This is a genomic window from Bradyrhizobium sp. BR 1433, from assembly GCF_051547665.1.
Taxonomy (GTDB): domain Bacteria; phylum Pseudomonadota; class Alphaproteobacteria; order Rhizobiales; family Xanthobacteraceae; genus Bradyrhizobium; species Bradyrhizobium australafricanum.
Genome location: NZ_JBPUGG010000001.1, coordinates 3391678 through 3416949, shown reverse-complemented (window position 1 = coordinate 3416949; position 25272 = coordinate 3391678). Strand labels below are relative to the sequence as shown.

Annotated in this window: 12 protein-coding genes and 5 pseudogenes; 12 read left to right on the top strand and 5 right to left on the bottom strand. The window is 57.9% G+C overall.

What is annotated here, in order from left to right; all coding sequences use genetic code 11:
- Positions 1-65: 65 nt before the first annotated feature.
- The 6 genes and pseudogenes from ACSKB9_RS16770 to ACSKB9_RS16745 all read left to right on the top strand — a co-directional run.
- Positions 66-2943, top strand: a pseudogene (locus tag ACSKB9_RS16770) (ribonucleoside-diphosphate reductase subunit alpha).
- Between the two features lie 22 nt (positions 2944-2965).
- Positions 2966-4111 carry a ribonucleotide-diphosphate reductase subunit beta gene (locus tag ACSKB9_RS16765; protein WP_438074310.1) on the top strand — a complete coding sequence of 382 codons (1146 nt, stop codon included), beginning with the start codon at positions 2966-2968 and terminating at the stop codon, positions 4109-4111.
- A 995-nt stretch (positions 4112-5106) separates the two neighbouring features.
- Positions 5107-5640, top strand: a complete 534-nt coding sequence (locus tag ACSKB9_RS16760; protein WP_438074309.1) for a hypothetical protein — start codon at positions 5107-5109, stop codon at positions 5638-5640.
- 67 nt (positions 5641-5707) lie between these two features.
- Complete coding sequence (locus tag ACSKB9_RS16755) at positions 5708-7186, top strand: hypothetical protein (protein WP_438074308.1); 1479 nt, start codon at positions 5708-5710, stop codon at positions 7184-7186.
- A 1349-nt stretch (positions 7187-8535) separates the two neighbouring features.
- A complete protein-coding gene (locus tag ACSKB9_RS16750; RefSeq protein WP_438074307.1) occupies positions 8536-8925 on the top strand; it encodes a c-type cytochrome in 390 nt (129 codons plus the stop codon).
- A 398-nt stretch (positions 8926-9323) separates the two neighbouring features.
- Positions 9324-9915 (top strand): annotated as a pseudogene (locus ACSKB9_RS16745) (inner membrane-spanning protein YciB); the annotation flags it as partial.
- On the opposite strand, the gene ACSKB9_RS16740 reads toward ACSKB9_RS16745, so the two are convergent.
- Positions 9906-10220 (bottom strand): hypothetical protein, encoded by a 315-nt coding sequence (locus tag ACSKB9_RS16740; RefSeq protein WP_438080651.1) that lies wholly within the window; start codon positions 10218-10220, stop codon positions 9906-9908. The pseudogene ACSKB9_RS16745 and the gene ACSKB9_RS16740 overlap by 10 nt on opposite strands.
- A 1654-nt stretch (positions 10221-11874) precedes the next feature.
- Between ACSKB9_RS16740 and ACSKB9_RS16735 the strand changes: the two genes are divergently transcribed.
- Complete coding sequence (locus ACSKB9_RS16735) at positions 11875-12888, top strand: hypothetical protein (RefSeq protein WP_438074306.1); 1014 nt, start codon at positions 11875-11877, stop codon at positions 12886-12888.
- A gap of 12 nt (positions 12889-12900) precedes the next feature.
- Positions 12901-13251 (top strand): hypothetical protein, encoded by a 351-nt coding sequence (locus tag ACSKB9_RS16730; RefSeq protein ID WP_438074305.1) that lies wholly within the window; start codon positions 12901-12903, stop codon positions 13249-13251.
- A gap of 173 nt (positions 13252-13424) precedes the next feature.
- On the opposite strand, the gene modC is transcribed toward ACSKB9_RS16730, so the two are convergent.
- The gene (modC, locus tag ACSKB9_RS16725; RefSeq protein ID WP_438074304.1) at positions 13425-14591 is read right to left on the bottom strand and encodes a molybdenum ABC transporter ATP-binding protein; all 1167 of its coding nucleotides are present in this window, start codon (positions 14589-14591) and stop codon (positions 13425-13427) included.
- Between the two features lie 28 nt (positions 14592-14619).
- Positions 14620-14880: a hypothetical protein gene (locus ACSKB9_RS16720; RefSeq protein ID WP_438074303.1), complete on the bottom strand. Its 261-nt coding sequence runs from the start codon at positions 14878-14880 to the stop codon at positions 14620-14622.
- Positions 14881-17817: 2937 nt separating this feature from the next.
- On the opposite strand from ACSKB9_RS16720, the gene ACSKB9_RS16715 reads away from it, so the two are divergent.
- Together ACSKB9_RS16715 and ACSKB9_RS16710 are read left to right on the top strand one after the other, a co-directional pair.
- Positions 17818-18969, top strand: a complete 1152-nt coding sequence (locus tag ACSKB9_RS16715) for a TlpA disulfide reductase family protein (protein ID WP_438080251.1) — start codon at positions 17818-17820, stop codon at positions 18967-18969.
- A gap of 53 nt (positions 18970-19022) precedes the next feature.
- Positions 19023-19157 (top strand): annotated as a pseudogene (locus ACSKB9_RS16710) (IS5/IS1182 family transposase); the annotation flags it as partial.
- Between the two features lie 6 nt (positions 19158-19163).
- On the opposite strand, the pseudogene ACSKB9_RS16705 reads toward ACSKB9_RS16710, so the two are convergent.
- Together ACSKB9_RS16705 and ACSKB9_RS16700 are read right to left on the bottom strand one after the other, a co-directional pair.
- Positions 19164-19307, bottom strand: a pseudogene (locus ACSKB9_RS16705) (transposase domain-containing protein); the annotation flags it as partial.
- Positions 19308-19421: 114 nt separating this feature from the next.
- Positions 19422-19616: a hypothetical protein gene (locus ACSKB9_RS16700; RefSeq protein ID WP_438074302.1), complete on the bottom strand. Its 195-nt coding sequence runs from the start codon at positions 19614-19616 to the stop codon at positions 19422-19424.
- Between the two features lie 3019 nt (positions 19617-22635).
- Between ACSKB9_RS16700 and ACSKB9_RS16695 the strand changes: the two are divergent.
- Positions 22636-23499 (top strand): annotated as a pseudogene (locus ACSKB9_RS16695) (outer membrane protein); the annotation flags it as partial.
- Positions 23496-24179 carry an omptin family outer membrane protease gene (locus ACSKB9_RS16690; protein WP_438074301.1) on the top strand — a complete coding sequence of 228 codons (684 nt, stop codon included), beginning with the start codon at positions 23496-23498 and terminating at the stop codon, positions 24177-24179. The pseudogene ACSKB9_RS16695 and the gene ACSKB9_RS16690, both read left to right, overlap by 4 nt.
- Positions 24180-25272: the final 1093 nt, after the last annotated feature.

The window sequence follows — 25272 nt, the reverse complement described above, 5'->3', positions numbered from 1 at the left end:
GTCCGCCGGAATGACGCAGCGTCCTCTCGACATCCGGCCCCAACAAGCATCACGGGGTCTGCACGATGTCACTCTCTCTCGATCGCGAAACAAAGCCAGCGCCACTCATCCAGTTGCGTCCAGAACCGCTCGCCGCGCCGGAAGCGTCGCCTCCGATGCAGGTGATCCGCCGTAACGGCACGGTGTCGAAATTCGACGCCAGCAAGATTTCGGTGGCGATGACCAAGGCGTTTCTGGCGGTCGAGGGACATGCCGCGGCCGCCTCGCGCCGGGTGCATGAGATCGTAGAGCAACTCACTGCTGAGGTCGTCACCGCGCTGTCGCGGCGGATGAGCGAGGGCCGCACCTTCCACATCGAAGACGTGCAGGATCAGGTCGAGCTGGCGCTGATGCGCAGCGAGCACCACAAGGTTGCGCGCGCCTATGTGCTGTACCGAGAGGAGCGCACGAGGCAGCGCGACGAGCAGGGGGCGGCGAAGACGGCAAAGCCCCCGGCGGGACCAGCGATTCAGGTCACGCTACGCGGCGGCACCAAGGTGCCGCTCGACCACGCGCGGCTGGCGCTGATCATCAACGAGGCCTGTGCCGGCCTTGACGGCGTCGACGCTGCGCCCGTCATCGCCGAGACGGAGCGCAACATCTATGACGGCATCGGCCAGGACGAGCTGGCGCTCGCCTCGGTGATGGCAGCCCGCACCCTCGTGGAACAGGAGCCGAACTACAGCTACGTCAGTGCCCGCCTGTTGCTCGACAAGCTGCGCACCGAGGTGCTGACCAATGTGCTCGATGCGCCGACCAGCGCGTCGCAGGCCGACATGGCCACGCGCTATGCAGAGTACTTCCCGGCCTATATCAAGACCGGCATCACGTCCGAACTGCTTGACGCCGAGCTCGGCCGTTTTGACCTCGCGCGTCTTGCCGCGGCGCTGAAACCGGAACGCGATCTGTCCTTCCAGTTCCTAGGCCTGCAGACGCTGTACGACCGCTATTTCCTGCATGTCCGCGGCAACCGCATCGAGCTGCCGCAGGCCTTCTTCATGCGCGTCGCCATGGGGCTCGCGCTGCGCGAGATCGACCGCGAGGCCCGCGCGATCGAGTTCTACGATTTGCTGTCGTCGTTCGACTTCATGGCCTCGACGCCGACGCTGTTCAACTCCGGCACGCTGCGGCCGCAGCTCTCGTCGTGTTTCCTGACCACCGTGGCCGATGACCTCGACGGCATCTTCAAGTCGATCAAGGACAACGCGCTGCTTGCCAAATATTCCGGCGGGCTCGGCAATGACTGGACCCGCGTCCGCGGGCTCGGCGCCCATATCAAGGGCACCAACGGCGAAAGCCAGGGCGTGGTTCCGTTCCTGAAAGTAGCCAATGACACCGCGATCGCCGTCAACCAGGGTGGCAAACGCAAAGGCGCGGTCTGCGCCTATCTTGAGACCTGGCACGTCGACATCGAGGAATTCCTCGATTTGCGCAAGAATACCGGCGACGACCGCCGCCGCACCCATGACATGAATACCGCCAACTGGGTGCCCGATCTGTTCATGCAGCGCGTTCGAGGCTGACGGCGAATGGACGCTGTTCTCGCCGGACGAGACGCAGGATCTGCACCATCTCTATGGTAAGCCATTTGCCGAGCGTTACGCCTATTACGAGGCCAAGGCCGCGGGCGGCGAAATGCGCCTGTTCAAGCAGATCCGCGCCGTCGACCTCTGGCGCAAGATGCTGACCATGCTGTTCGAGACCGGCCATCCCTGGATCACCTTCAAGGATCCGTGCAATTTGCGCTCGCCGCAGCGCCATGTCGGCGTGATCCACTCCTCGAATCTCTGCACCGAGATCACGCTAAACACGTCCGACGACGAGACCGCCGTGTGCAATCTCGGTTCGATCAACCTCGCCAACCACGTCCAGGACGGTCGGCTCGACGATGTCAGGCTGAAAAAGACGGTGACGACGGCGATGCGGATGCTCGACAACGTTATCGACATCAACTTCTACACCATCCCCGAAGCGCGCTGCTCCAATCTGCGGCATCGCCCGGTCGGGCTCGGCCTGATGGGGTTCCAGGACGCGCTACATATGCTGCGCGTCGCGGTAGCGTCTGATGCCGCCGTCGCCATCGCCGACACGAGCATGGAGGCGATCTCGTATCATGCGATTTCGGCGTCTTGCGATCTCGCCGCCGAGCGCGGGCGCTATCCGTCGTTCGAGGGCTCTCTGTGGAGCCAGGGCGTCCTGCCGATCGATTCGATCGACTATGTTGCCGATGCCCGCGGCGGGGTCACGATGGACCGTACGAGCACGCTTGACTGGGCAGCCCTGCGCGGCCGCGTCACCTCGGTCGGCATGCGCAACTCGAATGTGATGGCGATCGCGCCGACGGCGACGATCTCCAACATCTGCGGCGTCGTGCAGTCGATCGAGCCGGCCTACCAGAACCTTTATGTCAAATCCAACATGTCCGGCGATTTCACGGTGGTGAACGACCATCTGGTGCGCGACCTCAAGGCGCGCGGGCTGTGGGACGAGGTGATGGTCAACGACCTCAAATATTTTGACGGCAGCGTCGGTGCGATCGACCGCATCCCCGACGATCTCAAGGCGCTTTATGCGACCGCCTTCGAGATCGATTCGCGCTGGCTGGTGGAGGCCGCGGCGAGGCGGCAGAAATGGATCGACCAGGCGCAGTCTCTCAATCTCTATATCGCCAATCCCTCCGGCAAGAAGCTCGACGCGCTCTACCGTCAAGCCTGGTCGCTGGGCCTGAAGACGACCTATTACTTGCGCTCGCGCAGCGCGACCCATGTCGAGAAGTCAACGCTGAAGGGCACCGACGGCAAGCTCAACGCTGTCTCGCCAGTGGCGCTGACCGCGCCGGCCCCCGATCTGCCGAGCGCCATTGCCTGCTCGATCGATGATCCCGACTGCGAAGCCTGCCAGTAAGAAAACCAAAGGAACCAACATTATGCTCGACTTTTCAGAAACAGCGACCACGACCCGCCAGGTGCGCACGCCCTTCATGCCGCAGTCCTTCGCGGCGGCGCCAACCGCTCTGAGCGAGGCAACCGGCCTCGGCACGATCGACCGTCATGGCGGCCGCGTCTCGGTCGACGAGAAGCGGATGATCAACTGCCGCGCCGACGTCAACCAGCTGCTGCCGCTGAAATACAAATGGGCATGGGAGAAGTACCTTGCCGCCTGCAACAATCACTGGATGCCGACCGAAGTCTCGATGCAGGCCGACATCGCACTGTGGAAGTCGCGCGACGGCCTCTCGGAGGATGAGCGCCGCGCCATCAAGCGCAATCTTGGCTTCTTTGCGGCCTCCGAAAGCCTCGTTGCCAACAATATCGTGCTGGCGATCTATCGTCACCTCACCAACCCGGAGTGCCGGCAATATCTCCTGCGCCAGGCCTTCGAGGAGGCCGTGCATACCCACACCTTCCAGTACATCGTCGAAAGCCTCGGCCTCGACGAGGGCGAGCTGTTCAACATGTACCGCGAGGTGCCCTCGATCACCGACAAGGCGGCGTGGGCGATCAAGCATACCCAGCATCTCGACGATCCCGATTTCAGGATCGGCACGCCGCAGGCCGGTCAGGCGTTCCTGCGCGATCTCGTTGCCTTCTACGTGATCTTCGAGGGCATGTGGTTCTACACTGGCTTCGCGCAGATCCTCTCGTTCGGCCGCCGCAACAAGATGGTTGGCATCGCCGAGCAGTATCAATACATCCTGCGCGACGAGAGCATCCATCTGAACTTCGGCATCGACGTGATCAACCAGATCAAGATCGAGAACCCGGATCTGTGGACATCGGCTTTCCAGGAGGAAGTCCAAAACATGATCCGCGCGGCCGCCGAACTCGAGGCTGCCTATGGCCGCGATACGATGCCACGGGGCTTCCTCGGGCTGAACGCCGCACTGTGCGAGCAGTACATGCACTTTATTGCCAACCGTCGCTGCGCCCAGATCGGCCTCACGGCCGTGTTCGCGGAGGCGGAGAATCCGTTCCCATGGATGTCGGAGGCAATGGACCTGAAGAAGGAGAAGAATTTCTTCGAAACCCGCGTCATCGAGTATCAGAACGGCGGTGCGCTCGATTGGGGCTGAACTGATTGTGCGATAACCGACGCCTATTCTTTATGAGCGGTACGCGCCGGGCCGTCGTAGTGCCGCATATGGCCTATTTGTACCGTCCTGCGCCGTCTGACCAGTTCGGCTGCTTTTGCGAGCGCAGCCGACATGGAATTGTCGCATCACGCCACCAATTAACTTGGACGCGCCGGCCGGCGGGCGCGTCCCTCAGCAATAATGCGCTGCGCCGATGCGCGCCCAAAGCGACGATGCGTCAGATGGTTGCCCGACCGCGCGTGCATGAAAGGCGCGGCGGGTAAATTTGCGCCTGTGCCGATAAGTCTTGGATTTCACTCGTACGTTGGCGGGTGACTAGGACCACTAACCCAAAAGCCTCTCAAATCTTGCGACGTCGCCTATGCCTCGCGTTCGTGCCACTGGCCGAACCAGCCACAATCGGCAGAACACTGAGTGGGCGCTTGCGTTGAACGAGACGCTTGCTATGCAATCTCCGACAAAACAAATAGCGGCATAGCCGTTTCCAGCATCCTGGTGCGCCGAGTTGCAAGACAAGTCCGATTTCTTTGTTGGCATGAGCCGATCGCTGAGATGATGTCATCTAGATGGCTGACCGTTCCTAAAAAGGTAAACCAACATATGACTTGAACCCCACGTAGCGTCAGGTTGTAGGCTCGGAAAATCATAAGTCACGCTCGCGGGAGCGCATCATGTCAGCAAGCATATGTGAGCGGCCATGGCGTAGATCTCGGTGCTTCCGGACAATGATCAGATCATTGGGGTAGGCGTGCCAAGAGATCGGCGGATGATGTGAAGGGGAGAATGCTCGGCAACCTAACTCGCAGTCTCATTGTGTACCTTCTTGGTGTCGCAGCCACAAACAACGCGAACTGCAAATAAATGCAGCTCCGGCGGCGCAGGAGTTTACATGCCCTGATGCTGGACCGTGCGGACCAGCACTCCTCTCCATAAACGCAGGGCGCCTGCGGCGGGCCCCAGAAATGATTATGCAGATGTCGGCACTTGAGGCAGCACTAACCGAGATCGATCGTTCGCATCAGATACGTGAATTCTCAATCGCCGTGCTCAAGCACGCAAAGCAGCTTCGGCAGGCGGATCAAGCAGCGTTCCTGCAAAAGGCTGCTTCGCATTTCCAACTTAGATTTGTAGAATGCTTCGAGGAAAACATCCTCGCTGGGAAATCGTGGGACTACGCCACCACCTGCAATGCGATAAGCCGGGCGGGTGGAGGTGAGGCCGGTATAAGAGCGTGCGAGCGCATTGCTGCTCGCGTGTCGCAGCTTGATAATGCGTTGATCAAGAAAGTCGGATTCAGAGCCATTTCACTCCTCGCATCGTCTTTCAGTCGGCACTGCAGGATGACGGAATGCTGTAATGGAACAGTCCGGTTGGCCGAATTTTGCGCCGATCAAAGGGGGGCGTTCCAGGAGTTGAACAGTCAAAGTCTGGCGTCGCTGGTTAACGGTTTCAGCAAGTCGGCCGAAACAAGTAGCTTGCCATCGAGCTGCGATCGCAATCGCAGGTGAGGTGATCCGCCGAGCGGATCGCCCCGGTCGCCTCTCGGATTTTGCTCCGCAGGGACTCGCAAACCTGGTGAACGGTTTCAGCAAATGGGAGAAAGAGGCGGCCGCGCGGGAAGCCACAGGGATGATCGCGGCTGAGATTCTCCATGGTTCCATCGAACTCTCTGAATATTCCCAACAGCATTTGGCGAACCTGGTGAATGGTTTCAGCAAGTGGTTAGAAGACGAAAGCTCTCGGCAAGCCACAATCGCGATTGCGGGCGAGATCGATCGTAGAGCCACCCGGATCACCAATTTCAATCAGCTGGACCTCGCGAGCCTCGTGAATGGTTTTAGCAAGTGGCCAGAAGAGGCTGCCTGTCGGCAGGCCGCGGTCGCACTTGGCGGGCAAGTCCTTCACTCCCATGACGCCAGACGCTCACAATACACTCCGCAGGCACTGACCAACCTGGTGCACGGTTTCAGCAAGTGGTGGAAAGAGGCAGCTTGTCGCCAAGCCGCAATCGCACTTGCCGGTGAAATCATAACGGCTCGAATGTCCCACTATACTGAGCAGGCATTGGCCAACTTGGTGAATGGTCTTAGTAAGTGGCCGCAAGAGCCGGCCGCTCGGGAAGCAACAATCGAGATTGCGCGCGAGGTCATTCGCCGTCCCCGTCTCTCTCAATTTGGTAAACAGGCGCTAACAAACCTGCTGAATGGCTTCAGCAAGTGGCCCGAAGAGGTCGAGCTTCGGAAAGCCGCGGTCGCGATCGCGAGCGATCTCGTTCGCCATGACGCCTGGCCTTCCAATTTCAATCAGAAAGAGCTGGCCAAATTGGTCAACGGCTTCAGCAAGTGGCCGGAAGAGGCAGTCTTTCGGGAAGCGACAATTGCGATTGCGAGTATAGTCCTCTGCCGTACCGAGTGGCTGTCCAATCTAGCGCCTCAGGACCTTTCGAACCTGGTCAACGGTTTGAGCAAATGGCCCGACGAGGTGGCTTCCCGCCAAGGCACGATTGCGATCGCTGAGGAGGTCCTTCGCCGCTCGACCAAGCTGTCGGATTGTACCCAGCAAGGATTGGCAAATCTGGCGAACGGCTTCAGCAAATGGCCGGACGAGCAAGCCTGTCGCAAAGCGGCCGTCGGACTCGCGCACGTAGTCCTTCGCTCTGATGTCGTTCAGTTCTTTGACTATACTGAGCAGGCGCTGGCTAATCTGGTAAATGCGTTCAGCAAGTGGCCTGAAGAGGAGACCTTATGCCAAGCGGTAGTCGAGCTCGCTCGTGAAGTCCTTCGTCGCGCTGACCGTCTCTCTGATTTCATTCCGCAGGATCTTGCTAACCTGGTGAACGGTTTCAGCAAATGGCCTGAAGAGGCGACCATTTGCCAGGCCGCGCTCGCACTTGCTGGAGAGGTCACGCGTCGTGCCGCTCGTCTCTCTGATTTTACCGAGCAGGGATTGGAGAATTTGGTGATCGGCTTCTGCAAGTGGTCGAGAGAGCCGGTATGTCGCCAAGCTGCGGTCGCGATTGCGACGGAAGTCGTTCGCCGCGCCCATCGCAAATAGTGGCTCTCCGAGTGTACTCGCCAAGGGCTTGAAGGAATTCGTGTGCGCTTTCAGAATCTGTCTAGACGAGCAAGCGAGTTGCGATGAGATAGCGAAAATCGCTCAAAACTGTACACTAAGCAACTCTATTTGCGTCGGGTCAATGTGGAGCTCAACTGTATTCAGATCGCAAGATCCAAGAGACAGTGATGATCCCTTAGTCGCTAATGTCGATTGGATGGCGAGCCGCCGGTGTTAGGGGGCGGAGCCGTTTGGCGACGGGCAGCACCGATTGATGCGCGTGGCCCGCCGAAGTCCTGCGCGGGCGCGGTGTCCATTGATATTCAGGAGTGTTTGCCAGTTGAGAGATGCATGGGAAGTTTTGTGGGCGAGATGGATGTTTCAGAAGTTCTCTGTGCGTTCCGAAACGGCCGCAGGGGCCTTCGTCGACGAGTGGAACTACATCTGCAGGAAGGGAGAGCTCCCACACGCGGTCGAACCCGGGTCGATCGACGAGTTTGATCGGCTCTAGCTGAGCGGTCTTTGTTCGCAGCCGCTTCCTGAGCTTGAGGCAACTGCGCTCCTAACTAAGGCTGCACCCGTCTTTCCCCGGAGGCGCAACGGCGTAGGTGCTCATATTCTTTTGGCCCGGCGCAGCAGCAGCAAGTCGTGGCGCTCAGGACATCCACGTCCAGCTGAGCTCGAGCCATTTATCACGCAGTATTGTCATAGCCTGCCGGTTCTCACCTCGCTTGCGCAGGCTCAAACAACTCGTCCTCTGCCTTCTCTAAGGTAGTCGCGCTGCGTCTCATAGGTGCGACGACTCGTGCAACGCCGCCCCGACGGGCTCTCCAAGCAATGCAGATCTGGCCACGCCGCCCGGATGCAGTAGGAAGTGCCTTTGCCTGACGCACGACGTCATGCATATGGAGCAAGCTCGAATTGCTCGCACTCATGGTCCATGGATTTGACCAGGTTAGAAACCTCCGCGTCATGCATGCTATTGGCCTGCAACTGTCGTGGATTTGATGTGATGCGTGCTGCGCTCACTTCGACGCCATTCTACGAGATAGCCATGCTGCAGTGTGCTGCGCATTTACTAGGTTCGAGGGCCAACTCGTTGAAAATCGCGTGTGGTCAGCTGCCAATAGAAGTTGACCAGGCTGCCGCAGCTGCCCTCTTCCTCGCCTTTGGCGCTTGCGTCGTTGTCGAAAACCAGCTCGGGCCACAAAGAGATGTAGTTCGCTCGGGCAGAATGGAAATCGACTCGTGAACGATTAGAGCAGTCTTGAATCATACCTTGCGTCAGGTTGTAGGTTTGGCGACAAACCAGCCCTCTCCATGCAGGCTGGTGAAGAAAGGATAAGTTGATGAAAGTGATCGTTCTCGCAACTCTGCTCGTCGCCGCCGGAATTGGGCAGGCGACCGCCCAGATTGTGGCGCGGGGAGAAGTGAAGTTCAATGCCTGCAAGGCCTGCCACCAGGTGGGCGACAACGCTAGGAACGCCATCGGCCCAACCCTTAACGGGCTGATCGGACGTAAGGCGGGATCGGTCGAGGGCTACGGCTATTCAGAAGCCATGAAGAACTCTGGGATCACTTGGACCGAGGCAGACCTCGCCCAATATATCTACGATCCGAAGGCGAAAGTTCCTGGCAATAAGATGGCTTTCGGTGGACTGAAGGATAAACAGGCAGTTTCTGATATAATCGACTACTTACACAATTTCGACAAAGCGCCTGTTAAGCTTCATCAGTGAAGCGGCCGCGTGGTCGTGAGAACAGATCTGAGCCAGCGGTAAGTCGTCAAGTTCGCTCTTGGCAGAGCGAGACAACCATGATCATGCCTGCGCTGTTGCCGATATCGCGATCGGTATGGGTCATCCGCGAGCGGTCGAATGCGCGGCGGCTTAGCGGATGGCAGCATGCTGTGCTCTGACGATCGAGCGCATCGACGCCGAACGCGCCGAATAGACCTCTATATCATCGGGCGACTTGGTGATGCTGTCTTGAACGAAGCAAGCCCCGCCCTGAACCAAGGCTACGGCTACCGCAAGCATGCCATGAGAGGGGCAGCTTAAGGGGTTTGACCATCACGCAGCGTCAGATTGTACATCCTCAACCTTGGCGTTCGAGAAAGTGAATAGAAGTTCAGAGAATGTCAGCCAGCGCAGGTGATGGACAAAACGAACCGCATACGATGCTCGACTTCGCCACCGAGCTCGGTCCGCTGATCGTCCTCCATGTTGTGAACGTCAAATTCCGACTTTTTGCAGCTACTGCCGCATTCATGGTGGCAGCTGTCTTGGCAGGGATCGCATCCCTCGTGGTCAAGGGCCACATGCCGATCACATCGCTGATCACCAGCGTCACCGTGTTGGCGTTCGGTATTCTGACGCTGGCGTTGCATGACGATACGTTCGTCAAGGTCGAGGCAACCATCGTAAGCGCACTGCTTTCGACGCTTCTCGGTGGCGGACTTTTGTTTGGGCGCTCCTTCATCGTGGTGACATTGGATCGCATCTTCAATCTGACAACGGAGGGCTGGCCGATCCTCACCTTCTGCTGGGCAATGTTCTACGCAGGCATGGCGATCTTGAACGAGGTCATCTGGCGAACCCAGACCCGGATACCTGGGTGAGTTTCAGGACGTTGGCGTGACGATGTTGAGTCTGTTCTTCGGTTCCGTTCTGATGCCGCTGACCAGGCGCTACTATGCCGGGGCTGCGTCACCTTCCGCTCAATCATCTGTTGTCCAAGTCGACCAGCGACCACCCGAGTCGGAATTCAAGAGAGATTTCGAGGGCGGGCCGGTCGAACAAGAGCCGATTAACCGACGCGGCGAACGTAGCAATTGAGCGGCACGCGTTTCGGCTTGATCCAGAGAGCTGATCGGATCCAAATCGAACAAAGAGATGCGCAGGTCGACAAACCGCAAGCATCGGCATTCCTTCCCGGCAAAGTTCTCGCCTGCGCGTTCCCGCAACTCGAAATCCGTGACGTCGAAAGCACGTCGGTCAGGCAAAGCCCTCGCAAGCGCCACGAACAGCGGCATCGCCAATTCGACAGGCAGTCAACTGATTCACGACGCAGCGATCTGATGGTCTGACGCATTCACGCCCAGTCCTAGGACAACCTTGTCATTTTGGCCGGGCGGACAGGATCGTGCCGATCGGAAGAGGCCAACTGCATGCCCCGCACCTGACATCCTTCGATCATCGTCAGAGGCGAACCCGTGAAATACGTGGAATGTCAGGTCAAGCCAGAATCGAGGTACGTCCCGCGCCTTCGAATATAAGGCCGGTGGAAGAATAGATAGAATGAAGACGGCAGGGAAATTTGTAGGCAGTCAGGTTATTGCGTGCATTCTCGAAGATCGAGAGCGAAGACAAGTGAATAGCCGTGCTTTAAACAAGTCGAGGCCGAAGCCAAGCCTGAGAAGAATCCTGAAAAGGAGTAGGAGCGGGACCGGATTATTTAGCGCACGCTCCTAGCAATCGTCCCCGTGGTCGAGATGCTTCTCGACGTTTATCGAGGGGAGCACCAGCGGCTTGGTCTTCCGGGGGCTGCTCGTACCGGGACGCAAGATCCAGGAGCCGCCGCTTGATAAACGGGTCGGCCCGATCGGCAAGCTCGCGAACCAGACGAGCCCGCTGCCTGTTAAATTCATCGTCCAGCATGGGATCACCAAATAATCCCGTTTGTACTGCGGATCGTTCAAGATAGCTAGCTGTTGAATGTGTGGTTAAGCGAGGTGAGGCCTCGACGGATCGGTTGCGGCTTGGAGTGAGACGTCCAGCAGCCGGCTGACCATCGTACGTTTCGGACCGTGTGTCTGATTGCACCGTCAACGTTCGATTGTTATCAACCATTACTCAATCGTCGCTATTAGAGGACGCTAAATGTCAAAAGTAGCTCCCTAGCACACTGACTCGCTCGAATATCCGACCGGCCCACCGTAACGTCTATCACGACCACGACAATTGTCCCGCCGGGAAGAAGATCAAGCAAGCTCACCGCAAGGCAGGTTCGGCTGGACGGCCGCGTTGCGATGACTGCAAGGATCTCGGCTAATCCAAGGCCGCTGTCCACTTTCGACGCCTACCGACGGACTGCAGCGCGCGCCGACAGGCCTAACGCGTAACAATTAGCAATAGGCGAATCTCTCCGCCTTTTTGACGGTGAAGGGGCAATACATGGACTGGATAATCCGCGCCTCGTCGCGAGGAGAACGCGAGGCAAGTTGATCTGCCCGGCACCACAGCAAGGGAGCGCGCCGGCTGGAGCATCGTGGCCGCAAATGAGCAATTTCAAAAAGAGCTGTGCATTGTGAAGTCTGTCGGCGAGTGGAGGCATTGGAGAGAAAATGCTGGCGCCGCCTCGGAGCGAGCCAAGTCCGCCGGGGCGGTTGTCCTTGCTCCGAAGTGGGAGCTCTAGTCTATGGTGAGACCTCGGCTTGTCGCAAAGAACAGGTCGGATCGGTCTGCCGCATCGCACGTTTTGCTTACCGTTCGCAGGAGAAGGCTCACGGCTTTTCGGAGCACGGGACTTAATCCGCTAGCGTGGCCCGCTCGCAGCAACCGCGCGCGCCTGCGTTTTTTAAGGCTCGATCGATAACCTGCGAGATCGAATTTCTCTATCTTCATTTCTAAGCTGATTTTTGGCTTCAATATTCTCGGATGTTTTCAATGATTTGTGGCGGGGGCGCGATGCGATTCTGGACGAAGGGCAGTCGCCCATTCTTGTTTAGTGCATTGTTTCTACTGAGCGGATGCACCATTGCGCCGGTCACGGATGACGTCGCGCATGTTTCAGCCTCCAATATTGCGAGGCAGATTCGCTGTGAAGCACGGCAGGCTGTGATTGACGCGTTGCTCGGCTATCTCACGAGCGCCGACAACAACGTGAACAAGAAGAAACTCGACGATTACTCCTTTGCCATCGGCAACGAGCTGAAGCGGGCCTACAACGAGAATCCCGAGGCGATCAGAGCCTTCGATCCCTCTCAGGTGACTGGTTTCGCCCATACGGTGACAAAGCTGCTCTACAGCACGGGCATCGCCTATTATTACGATTTGACGGGCTTGGAGACCAACAACATAGATCCGTCGGCGAACCTCATTCGGCCGACGCCCATGACTTCACTGGTGACCCTCGGCCTCACTGGCAGCTTCGACAGGCAGAGACAGAACGAATGGTCGTTTACGATCACGGACAACTTTGGAAACCTCGTTCAAAAGACGAGTGGGAGCTATTGCGCCAACCATCTGGTGAGAACTGAGGATTACGTCTACCCGATCGCGGGAAAGGTGGGGCTCGCCAAGTTGATCAAGGAATTTACCCTGATGAGCCTGTTTGAGAATCTCGATGAGCTCAACAAGGACGTTGCGACGGTGAAAAAAGGGCCGCCGAGCATGGTCCAGCAGCTTCAGTTCACCACGGCCATCGGTGGCGGGGCATCGCCCAAGATCGTCTTCGCGCCCTCAGGGCCCCAGCTGCAAGTCACTGACGTGAGCTTTCCCGTCTCCGTGTCGCGCAAGGATACGCACCAGCTGACGGTGGGTTTGTATTTGGACAAGGGCGAGGCAAAGATCCTCGATGCGGTCCGGGGTCCGATTTATGAAGGTTCGCTCATCACCGCTTCAGGTGGAAGAGCTGAACTAGGCGCCGCGCGGGCAGTTCAGCAATTTCTAGCACTGAAAATTTTCAAGCCAGCACTATAAGGGAGTCCTGACATGGCAAAAGTCAAAAAGGCGAAGACCCGCAAACCATCGCGGGCCAAGAAGGCGGGGAAAGCGAGCAAGACGGCCGCTGCGCCAAAGCCCGCCCGTTCGGGAGGAACCCACGTCGACTTCGGAGTGCACGGCTTGGGAAAAATCATGACTGCCATACATAACGCCGGCCTGGGTGATGAGCTCAATGCGCATCTTGCCGGTTCCGGACAGTTCGTCAAAGTGCGCCGCAACAGCTTGACGGCGATCAAGGGCTTCGTGGAAGAGAGACCGCAACTCTCTAATTTAGCTCAGACCATCGGCGATTGTGACTGCCCACCCGACGATCCGGGATGCGTTTACATTCCGGGGTGAATGGGCAGGGCGCTGACGACACTGAAGGTGCGTGATCGTGTCCGCCGTCTCGTCAGTACGTTCGCCGAATTTCTAGTCCTGATCTCCCGTCAAAGGACATGCCGGGTCGAGGCGCTGCGGCAGCTGTCTTGGGCGGGGCCGGCAGTCGCCGGCTTCGTCCTATTGTCATGGCGTCACCTCACGGTGCGTGCCCCTGCAACATCTGTCGATAAGCTCGAGGTCGAAACGGCGTGCAGCGGCCGTTCAGAGGCTGAGACCAGAGAGATGCGTGCGATCTCGGCGAATATGTCCACTCCCTCGCTGAGACCTAGTGCATGAAAGGCGCGGCGCGTGATGCGCGCCAGGATCTGTGCGCCTATATCTGAAGTCTCGAGGGCAAGCACCAATGTGACCTCCGCCGCGCTGAATGGCAAAGAGGCTTTAATGCGCGCTGGAAAGACGTTGAGGGTGGAGCTTGCGCGCGGTGCCTCGCGAGCGATGCCGACGTCGCAGGCTGCGATGCGGAGCCTTTGGCGTGCGCCGGGTTTGAGCGGTGGTCCCGGCACCAACAGGCGCGCGCCTTTGAGGCGGAGTATGATGAGCCCATAACGCCCGTCATAGCCGCCGACCACGGCATCGAGGCTGATGGCGGCTTCGCTACGTGCCGCAAGCCACAGCGCTGGATCGCTCTGCAATACATGCAATGGCCCTGCCGCAGTCACCCTGCCGTGTTTCATCATGACAAGATGATCGGCAAAGTGTTCGACTTCGGCCAGGTCGCGGCTGACATAGATCATCGGCAGCGTGAGCGTGTCATGCATGCGTTCGAGAAACGGTAGAATCTCGCGCTTGCCGGAGCGATCGAGCAAGGCCAGTGGCTCATCCATCACAAGCAATCGCGGCTGAAACATTAGCGCGCGGGCCATGGCAACGCGCTGCCGCTCGCCGGCGGAGAGATGTGAGGGAGACCGGTCAAGGAACGATGCCAAGCCGAGCAGTTCGACCACGTCCTCAAAGCCGATCAGAGTTGGTCCCGATTTAGGCGCCGCATAAAGCAGGTGGGACCTGACAGACAAATGAGGAAAGGTGGTCGGATGCCGAAACACATAACTGACGGGACGCAGATGCGCCGGCCGAAACGTGGTCGCATCCTGCCACACCTCGCCGTCGATCTTGCAGAAACCGGCCGGCAGATGCTGGAAGCCTGCGATGCAACGCGCCACCGTGGTCTTGCCGCAGCCTGGTGGGCCGAAAATAGCCGTCATGCCGCTTGCTGGTACGTCAAATTGCGCATCGAGCGGAATGTTCGCGAGAGAGCCGCTGAAGGCGACTTCGATGCGGCCCGGTTTTGCTGTCTTCACGTGCGCGTGCCCGGGCCGTATCGTTCGATCAAGGCAACGAGCAAACGACGGCAAGCCCGAGCGTCACGATGATGCCAGTAAGGCAGCTTGTTTCGCTGGAAGGCGATCCCTCCGCCGCGGCGACGCCAACAAGTGCGCCGGCGCGATTGCAGATCGACAGCCTTTCGATGTGCGGCATTTTGAGCTTGTCCGTGCCATTCGCTTGACGTCCGCAACCGCGGCGGTTCGAACCCGTTGATACGGCCTCCGTAAACGGCCACACCGAAATTGTCGCGGTCTTGTTGGCCAATGCCGCGGCTCTCGACCGCACGCGACAAAAATGGTGATCCAGCCATGAATTGTAAACTCGCAATGGTCACACTGTGATCCTTAAACTGATCAAGGCGAACAGCAACAAGCCTCCACTGAACTATGATGGCCCTCCACCTAGATGGAGAGGCTATTTGTTGTCACTAGAAAAGCCTCGTGTTGATGTCCGACTATCCCGGCTCCACGCATACCGTTTCTCACTTTGCAGGCGCCGATGCGACAGCGCGTCGGCAGGTTCGTTGTTTCCACAGCCACAAATCGCTTCGCCGCTTGACGAACTGGAAGCAGATGAACCAGCTCAGGAAGCTAATTTGCGTAGCGGCTCGCTGAATCGTCGGGGACTGGCGCGGTCTAACTATCGCGGTCAAACTGAAAGAATGCCAGCCCGCTTCGCAGGTTGGACGTGAGTACGGCGAACAACTCCGCTTCGGCCAGGGCCCAGTCGCTGTTCAAATCTGCGGTTCAACCTTTGCGAAGGCGTTTGCGGTTTCGATCGAATAGATCTGATCTTGCGCGTTCCGGTGCGTGACGCCTTTGATCCAAGCGTGAAGAAGGCCGATCTGATCGGCAGCTGAAGTTGTGGAGAAAACACTTTTGAATAGCTCCGTCAGTTGCGTCGCTTCGGATTGGATTCGTTCTTGCCAATGCCAGAATGTCTCGAAGGATCTCTTCGGGAGCTCCGTTTGCGTTGCGAGTGCTCGCTTAGTGAGGTCCTGGAGCGCGTCGGCTGCGATGCTCGTGCAGTGTTGGTTCCGGTTCCGTTTGTTATCACGATCTCCTTGCTAACGTTGGGTGTGCTCGATGTGCCGGCAGACCTTGTCGTCGAGATAACTTTCGATGCGGCGGTTCGGCTGACCGCAAAAATTGGATGCCTTGCCGTTTCAGCAAGCGGCGTGCCATCGGGGGATGATGCGAGAGTGAACTCGAGCGCAAGGGAAACCAGTTGCTTAGCACCGTGCTCAAAAAGCTCGTGCCTCTCTAGTCGGACTGGGGACATCGAAGTATCAAACCGAACACGACAGGTTGCGACAGAAGCTGAGCGCGATGGCAGTTACTGTGCAGAGTTGGTTACGGGGCGCCTGAAGGCAAGATCGCCAGGGTCAGATCTGCAGAAGGAAGCAGGAGCGGATAGCGCGACAGTGATGCTGGTGTCCGGCGAGGCGTTCTTCATGTCCGCACCCAATTGCCCGATGGTTCATCAGGCGATACCAGGCTCTATTTGACTAAGGCGCAAGACGTTTGGGGATCGGCAGCTTGCCGGCGAGCAGGGCCACCAATTCCGGTAGGAGCCTCGCGGTCTGCTTTTGACCATACTAGGCTGACATCGACATACCGAATTGGGCAACACGAGTAGCAAGATGAAAATGGTTGTTTGGAGTGCGCTTGGCGTGTTTGCGGGTAGCGTTTTTGCGTTTGGTGCCTTCGGCTGGTCGGCAGTTTGGTTACGTAGCGGTGACTGTGAAAAGGAATGCTGGCGAGCCTCCCGTGTATGTTCACGAATGAGAAGACTATTCCGCTCGCGCTCCGTGTTCTTAGCTCGAAACAACGCTGGAACAGAAGGAGGTATTGCGTCGCAAATTAGTAAGGCATCGCCAAAATCAGGGGCGCGTGCCATCCCTGAGATCAATCCGCGAGGCGCCTGTATTACTGCGCGGATGGCGATCGGCGTTTAGGGGACGCGATCTGGATATAAGGCTCTTGTAGAGAACTGCAGGAACCAGTCGTTGCTATGCCAAGGGAGAATTTCAAGCGGCGCACACCGCGAGACGAGAGTACCGAAGCACAATACTGGGGCGGATCGGCTCGTAGCAGTGATGAAGACGCTGTAATGGGGCTGGCGCGAAGGGGCCAAAAAAGGGCGTTGCTCCCATATGCAACTGTGGAGGACCGTGAGTGTACGCACCACAGCCTTGATGAAGTGAGGGCTGAGCCGGGCTCTGCGGCAGCTGCAGCCGCCGACCGTTCCATGAAACGGTATTGTTGTTGGCGACGGTTCTTATCGAAACCGACAATGTCGTGTTCATTTCGATCACATACTATACTAGCTCTCGATCAGCGACTATTGGCGGTGCAATTGTAGCGTCCGATTGTGTTAGCAAGGGTAACCCCGCTCATCCCTCAACCGAAAGCGGAACATACAGTCGCGAGAAAATGGCTTCGTCACTTGGCGATGCTTTCGCGGATAGGTTCTTCGCCTGGTATGTACAACTTGACGCTACATGCGAGTCGGTCCCTTCGAAGGCCCTGTTGCGTGAGTGCTTCCCATAGCGAGGACGGTTGGTCTCAAGTTGCAATCATTGGAGGAAGGGGACCGGCATCATGCTAAGGCTGATTTTCTCGTCTCATCCATGTCAGGTGCAAGGACGGCCAATGTCGGAAACGTGACAAGACGGCCCGCCATTTTCAGAAGGTACGCGGATTTCACTCTCCTGAACCAAGACGGCATCAGATTCGAGAGTGGCACGCGGATTGCTGGTATGAGCAACAGAGAGTCGCGCGGCCAAAACGGTGCGGCGAGTCCGGAGGTGCGCGATGAGACGCCTGATTAATCCTGATCAACGCAACTCTTATGCCGCTTATACTCGGAAATGCGGGAGCGGCGAACGACAATGTGGCCGTGACCACGCCCCCGCACCGAGCCGGCGGATTGCAGCGGTAAAGCTGTTAGCGTCGACGCTTCCGGTACGACGGTGTTTAACTTTACGGCGGAGCGTTCTTCTGAATCGATCCAAAGGAGGAATTGGCGGTCATTTTCATGGCGCAGATTCCCCAAGGATCTACTCGCGCCGACTACTACTGCATGATCAAGGCGCTGGTCGCGCAGGCGCCGATCCCGAAACAGTGTTGTCGCCTTCGTCGAGAGCTGAACGAGTTTGAGAGCGTCGGGCAACCTTTAGCAATAGCTTTGGAGAGCAACATGGTACTCCGCATGGAATCCCCGGCTCCTCCTATCAAAGTGCAGAGTTGGCTGCGTGGCCAACACCTGAAGAAATTTCAGCCTGGGAGAATGTACATCGTCGAATTTTGGGCGACTTGGTGCGGGCCATGTGTGGAGGCGATGCCCCATCTGGTGCAGCTGCAAGAGCAATACAGAGACAGGGGGCTTGAGGTCATCGGAGTCGCAGCTAGCGAAAGCGCTCCAACGGCGGACGAGGCCCGAACCAAGTTGGAGGCGTGGTTGACCGAAAAGTTTCCGAAGCTGAACTATCGGATCGCGTTCGACTACTCAGGCGAAATGAACAAGCTCTGGATGGAGCCAAGTTTTTCTGTCGGAATTCCAACCTCCTTCGTGGTCGACCGTGACGGCCAGATCGCCTTTATCGGACACCCGACGCGACTCGATGACGTTTTGCCGAAAGTTCTCGACGGCATCTGGCGAACGAGTGATGAAGCCAAAGCTGCCGATACGAACCGGATCGACGAAGGGCAACGTATTGCCAGCGAAATAGCGGTGATCAAGCCAATCTACGCCAAACTTCAGCCGGCAATGAAGGCGAAGGATTGGAAAGCCGCGTTCTCGGCCGTTGAAGAGGGCCTCGGCTTGATGCCCAATCAACTCGAATTCCGCAGGCTTCATGTCCATCTATTGCTTCACAAAATGCGCGACATTCGGGCGGGCCTGCCGGCCATGGGCCAATTGATTCGCGACGCGATCGACCAAAGATCCCAGGAGTGGATGACTATAGCTATAAGCGAACTCTTCGATCCGGCGATTGACACATCCCATCTCCCGCGAGCCGAGCGCTTTGCGATGGGTAGGGATCTCTCCGAACACATCTTGGCGCTAAATTTCCCGCAAGACGGCTACTACAAGTTCCAGGCATATGAGGCAGTCGCTCAGTATTTTTACGAGAGCGGCAACAAGGAACGCGCGATCGAGTTGGTGGAGCTGGCACTGAAATCGGTGGATGATCCGAAGCCTATGCAGAACGACAGGAAACAGCTCTACGTACCTCGGTTGCTCCAGGCCCTAGCCAACTACAAGGGTGAAAAGGCTTGTTACGGAGAGCTTTGTTCGGCTCCGCAAGCAAAAGCAAGCAGAGAGCCTGACCGAAAGATAAGTGAGTGATTTCGATCCGGCTGTGATTCATTCGGATTTGCGAGGATTCGAGGGAAGGCACGATGCCGTGGACCAAAATCACTCGGGTTAAGTATCCGCGCAACAGACTGCGCTACGCAACCGATCTGACCGATGCGGAATGGGCGCTGATTGGTACGCATCCGGTCAGCACCCCGGGCAGGCGCGCCGGTCAGCCGTAGCTCTCAGGCGGCAGCGGCCTTGGACCGTCGGGTCGCCTTCCAATTCCACGGGAGTAGGTCGGCGACACTGTTGACGGGGTGATCTGGGAGCCTGGCCAGCACGTCAGCGAGCCAGGCTCGCGGATCAACGTTGTTCAGCTTGCAGGTTTATGCCGACTGCCGAACTATGCCGAATGGTTTTGGGAGGAACCCGTCATTTGTGCGCACTTGCAGCTGATCGAGCAGTCGTGGCCCCGGTCCCATTCGGCATAGTCTGGCGTCTTACAGCGCCTCAAGGAGGGCGAGCAGGCGATCACTTGGCTGGCAGCGGATTCGCTTGCTGTGCTCGTACGGATTGAGCTTTGCGAGAGCTGCTTCCTTGAGTGCGAGATGGGCATGCAGGTAGGTCTGCGTTGTTTCGATCAACTCAAGACCGAGCCACAGCGCAATTACCGAGCAATCGACGCCGGCGTGCATCGTTCCTTTCGAGCTTTTCCGACGCACCGCATTTGCGCGCCGGCGCCGAGGTGGACGGCACCCCTGTCGAGGTTGATCAGCTCGACAGGCGCAAGCCGGTCTGGGCCGCGAGCAGCAGCATTAATCGCGACGTCCGAGCACGTCGAGCGATCTGAGGCGGCGAGAATCGCTTCGATCTCGGACCGTGTCAGGAATGCACCTGACGCTTGTCGTGACGCTTGCTTGGTATCGCCAAGACGCGCTGGATCTGGGCGCTGTGAGCCGGCTCCTCGAAAGACACGACCCGGAAGAAGGAGCGAATGGCTGTTAGGCGCAAGTTGCGCGTCCCAGGTAACGTTGCAGGTGGCAAATGATCAGCTCGAGACCAGAATGCAGGAACGACCCGCCGAATTGCGTGCGGCCCAGGATGAACTGGTCCATGCCGGCCGGCGAGCCAGCTTGTCTCGCTCGAGCACGACGTCGCCCCGCGGCTATGCCGTAAGGAGCGGGGGCAGGATTGCGGACAATCGGTTTTGCGGATGCGCGGCATTTTGAGCGCGTCCGTGTCATTCGTCAGCGCCGCAGCCGATTTGCGCGCCGTGCGGCCGGCGATCGGACAGGTGAAGTTGCTTAGCGACGGCAGGCTCGCAACATCTGAAATGGAACGGTTTGGATACTCTGGCTGTGGAACAGTCGGCTGGCGCCGTGGCTCACCAGGGCCTCACGTTGGATCTTCGGTCTAAATGGCGCTGCAATTCTCCCGGGCGGGTAGCGTAAGCCGCGCTATGATCGGTCCGTTAGTGTTCAGCGCTCCAGGGCTTCCGAGCGTGAGCAGCATCAGAGCTGCAACGATCAGAATCAACTGGGCTAGTCTCAGCTTCATCGGGAACCCCAAACGCGAGCTATCGCGCCGCTTTCCTTGTGACGGCTCTTGGCTCCTCATCCCAGCAATTTGCGTGCCGCTGGAGGAATGTGCGCGTGTTGCTTGATCGTGGTGAAGTTTGTACGTCCCGCCCAGCGCAGTGTCCCGCAATGGCCGGTATCCGTCTGGCTTGCGATGTTGGTATCTTCAATCGGACACGGACAGCCGACGCGAGGCGGATTCGATGGCGACCCCTTTGGAGGCGTCTGCATCGATGCGAGGATCGGTTCGACGGGCTAATGCCACCGTCAACGAACCTCAACGCGGACGAGGTCGTCCACCTCCCCTTTGGATCGCTAGAAGTGGCCGCCTGGCCTCGATCGCTGTTGAGATTGGCACGGATCATTGGTCGGATAATGGCGCCGGACAACTGACGATCAGCCAGTGGCAGGCAAGGGAGGAGACGGTCACGATTTTTAAGTCTCTCCGTACCGTCGGTTTGAACGGTGACGCGGAACTTGACGCCCTCGCCGGTGAGCAGACCGACGTCGCCGACCGTGGGCCGCCCAACTGCTTCGAGGCTACGAGGAAAGAATATCGTCGCGGCGGCACGCAATAAGGCTTGAACCGCACGTAGCGTCAGGTTGTATGGGATAAGGCTGTCGGCTGTCGTCTCTCGAAGCCTCACATCGGGCAGTAAAGAATTCGAATGTCACCTGGAAAGCGTAATTGGCAAGGTCCTTGGTCGTGAATAGTCCAGCATGCGAAGTGTTACTGCTCGGCATAGCTGGTGCGGGTCAAGCTGCGCCGAAGCGGGACGCGCAATGCGAGATCAGAGCGGAACGTCTTAGCGTTGGCGCTGCTGAATTGAAGAGCGGACGCCGGCGCGAAGTGCGGTCTTCGATGTCCGCGCGCCGCTCTTCCGCAGATAGTTGAATTTGGCATGACAGCACGCGTCATAGACGCCTGGTCCCGACTGGGTGAGCGGCTTGCGGCTTACTCCCTTTCAAACGGTTATGGCATCATTGCGCGGTGGATTTGCTTGACGCGGGATTAGCCGGCATCGGGGGCAGATTCGATTCGTTTTCCGGAATGTCGTTGTCCAAATCCACCGCAGCAAAGATGGTTAGGGTCTGCCGTGAGCCAACCCGGCCATCGCGTGATGGCCAGATTGTCAACAGGCGCCGGTGGCGCTCACGGACTGATCGTGAGCTCAGACCAGCCACGAGAGCTTCGTATGCCAGGTTCTCGCCCGCTGCTCGGCCGCAAATAAGTAGGTCTTGGTTGCGAATATGGGTGGCGTGAACCACCCGAGAGCGCTGCTCGGATCGGGGAGATAAGAGAGCGCGTCCTGCCGTCTATGCTTGAAAAGCTTCGGCTTGTTCTGTCTGGCGGGCCATGTTGCTCATTTCGCAAGGCGATAGAAGGACGTCTAGCTTAAGAGAAATGTGGTGAACCAAAAGCGACGCACTTATTGGATCTGCATGGCATATCGCGTTGTAGCGGCCATCGCTGTTCTTGCGACAACTACTGTACATACAAAACACGCTCAAGCGCGAGATCTGAGGCCAAAAGCGACGGCGGCGTCTTGCAGGCCGGACTTGATGCGCTTCTGCAGCCACTTTACTGGTCGTGATGACCCAGACGCCGCTATGTTTTGTTCAGAGAGAACTTCAATACGTTGCGCGACGAATGTCGTCGCGTGGTTCCATGCGCGATCGAGAGAAGGGCAGGTGTGCGACGAACTGGCATCAACAAACGACAACGTTCGAGCGTCTTCGCCCGGAAAAGAGCGTCCGAGCTGCAAGATCGCAACAGTATCGCGACAAGCCGTCGAACTGATGCGAATCAGGCTGTCATTGCGCCGAGGAAATCGAAGCAAGCAGTAGGGAGGAAAGAGATCTACCCCCACCAAGATTGGTAGCTGGTCCACCGACGGGCACGTGGCTACGAGCGTAGCTAATTGTCATCCGGCCATCGATAGATGGCGCACGTCGCGACAGTGGAGTTACGATGCGATCTGGAGTACGTACTTGGGTAGCCGCCACAGTTGCGATCCTTGGAGGCGGTGCAGCCAACTCCGCGGACCTTGAGCCAACAGTAAAGCTACCATCGGCGCTGTGGAGCTGGTCAGGAGGATATGTTGGCGCGCATGTCGGCGGTGGTTACGGCCGCACGTCCTTCAGTAATCCTTACGGTCCCTCAATCTATGGCGACGTCGTCGATACCCCTGCCTTCCTGGCAGGTGGCCAAATCGGCTACAATTGGCAGAACAGCAGCTGGGTTTTCGGTGTCGAGCTTGACGCTAGCCGGGCTATTTCCGACGGCACAAACAGCTGCCTCGCAGCCTCCGGCATTGTTGTGAGTGCAAACTGCAAGGCAAGCCCAGCCGTCTTTGTCGCCGGGACCGGCCGTGTAGGTTACGCGTTTGGCGCGCAGGGTCGCACCCTAGCTTACTTCAAGGGAGGCGTGGCTTGGCAGAACAATCGCGGGGACGTCGTCAACAATAATGAATATTTTGGCTTCATGTCTCAGGAGACGACCCACTTCGACTATGGTCGTGTCGGAGGCATCGTCGGCGTCGGCGTCGAGCAGGCGCTGACGCCGGCATGGTCCGTCAAATTCGAGTATGACTATTTGCAATTTGGCGGGCCGAGCGTGGCGACACCTCCGACCGTGCAGTTTCCACCGCCTGCAATTCTTCCAGCGAACACAACCAGCCTGTCCAGCAGCTATCAGATCGGAAAGCTCGCTCTCAACTACCATTTTGGCGCCGACCCTCGGGCGACGCAATGGTTCGACCCGCCGCTGTACGCACAAGCTACCGACACCGTACGGCCAATTGCCTACACGGCCGGTTGGTCGTTCGAGGCCGGCTCAAGGCTGTGGCTCAGCCGGGGACGATTCCAATGGGACAACAGCGCCGTGCCGGTAATCCCTGGAGATCCAAGCATTCTTGAGTCGAGGCTCACCTATCACGAACTGGACGGGCTTTCCGGGAATTATTTGGCCGTCTTGACAGTCCGTGGGGGATATTTTTGAAGGGTTATGTTGGCACCGGGCGTTTCAACAGCGGAAAGATGAACGATGAAGACTGGGGGATCGAAAGAAGACTATCCTATAGCGACACGATCTCAGGTCAGGCGAATGGCAGGTTCACATACTACACGGCTGACGCTGGCTATGATCTCCTGCGCGGCACCGACTACAAGGTCGGTGGATTCATCGGTTGGACATATTACGGCCAGAACTCGGACACGCCAGGCTGCGTGCAGCTCGCCAACTTCTCATCTCCATGTCTGGCGCCCGGCGACCACCGGATCATCGGAAGCCAGGATACCCATTGGAATGCTCCGCGTATCGGCTTGAGCGGAGAGACCATGTTTGCAGAGCGCTGGAGCGTCAGCGCCGACATTGCGTACCTGCCCTGGACCGATTTCAGTGGTCGTGACAACCATCTCTTGCGACCGACGACCACCTTTTTTGATCAACGCGGCAATGGGGGCGGCGGAGTGCAAGTTCAAGGAGTGTTGTCTTACTTCCTCACCAACAATTTCAGCGTGGGCATCGGTGGCCGCTATTGGGCTATGTGGACCAAAAAGGACAGCGATTTCACGTGCAGCGGCTGCGGTGACCCGGGCACGATCGCTGGACCTGAATTTGCGAAGTACAGCATGGAGCGTTGGGGCATATTCTTCCAAGTCGCTTATAAGCTCGACTGAAGATAGCCCGGATAGTTGGGGAGTCTTACGTTCCGGTAGCGATCAGACGACTGCGGAAAGGAGGAGCCATTTGTTTGTCGATTTGGGGGAGGCCGGGAATGAAATCGCAAACGCTATCGGTTTGCGAAAGACCGATAGTCTTTATCGATGTCAGCGAGCGTGAATGCCAAGCATCACGGAAGCTGTACAGCTTCGGCAGAGAGATCTGCCAGGTCGGAGCGGCTCCTTTATTCCCTCGACTGAGACATGCCGGACGATAGCACTAGCGGACCGTCTTCCAGACGGATCAAACCCTTGGTGAATCCGCGTTTCGAGCGATGACGTCGGATTGTGTAGTTGGCTACGCATGTCAAAGCTCCGCTACACCATAAGTCCGGTCACAACAGGTCCTGTTTGCAATGTGCGATCGCGGCTCGTCCTCAAGCTAGGGTAGCGGCCTACCGGACGCGGCAAAGCCCAAGTGTCCGCAAAGGAGCAGTCCAATTCGTGAAAGAGACCCTCTCCGAAACAGGCGCGGGGTCAAAACGCTTGATCTCGAACCTGCCGGATGAACTTGAATCTCGTGACCTCCGTCGATCAGTATGGCTAGATCGGCGTGGACGAAGTGCCTGTTCCAACTTTATCGAGTGGCGACGATCTGGTTGGTGTTCTGCCGCACGCCGCAGCGTTCACGGTGATCGCGAAGACGGGGAAGGCGGTGCCTTTGTTGCGGAATTTTGACGGGGGACCGGTTCGCTCTGACGTCGAAGATCGGTCATCGGATCGAGAAAGGCAGTCTACGTCAGCTTCCGGCGATATTCCTCGAATTGGCAATTGAGCCCCTTACGGCTTTATCTAATGAATTTGTACTGTGATGGGCTAAGAGGGGCGCTTAGGCAACTCTCTGTGCCCATGTCCAGAAAGCATCCGCGGCACCGGCGGCAAACTTACTTCAGAGCCGGAACGTCAAAGGAAATGTTTTCGCTAAAAGCTTCTCAAAGGCAGAATGCTGTTCAAGAAGGCTGTTCTCAATGAGCTTCCGCTCCGCATCAGGTAATTCTGTCTGAAGCAACTCACGACAACGCCAAATGTGGTTGCGTACCGACCTGATCTC

Bases quoted from the DNA above. Each gene is read 5' to 3' on its own strand.
- ACSKB9_RS16765 (WP_438074310.1), top strand. From the start codon at position 2,966: ATGCTCGACTTTTCAGAAACAGCGACCACGACCCGCCAGGTGCGCACG.
- ACSKB9_RS16760 (WP_438074309.1), top strand. From the start codon at position 5,107: ATGTCGGCACTTGAGGCAGCACTAACCGAGATCGATCGTTCGCATCAG.
- ACSKB9_RS16750 (WP_438074307.1), top strand. From the start codon at position 8,536: ATGAAAGTGATCGTTCTCGCAACTCTGCTCGTCGCCGCCGGAATTGGG.
- ACSKB9_RS16740 (WP_438080651.1), bottom strand. From the start codon at position 10,220: ATGCCGCTGTTCGTGGCGCTTGCGAGGGCTTTGCCTGACCGACGTGCT.
- ACSKB9_RS16735 (WP_438074306.1), top strand. From the start codon at position 11,875: ATGCGATTCTGGACGAAGGGCAGTCGCCCATTCTTGTTTAGTGCATTG.
- ACSKB9_RS16730 (WP_438074305.1), top strand. From the start codon at position 12,901: ATGGCAAAAGTCAAAAAGGCGAAGACCCGCAAACCATCGCGGGCCAAG.
- ACSKB9_RS16715 (WP_438080251.1), top strand. From the start codon at position 17,818: ATGGTACTCCGCATGGAATCCCCGGCTCCTCCTATCAAAGTGCAGAGT.
- ACSKB9_RS16700 (WP_438074302.1), bottom strand. From the start codon at position 19,616: ATGCACGCCGGCGTCGATTGCTCGGTAATTGCGCTGTGGCTCGGTCTT.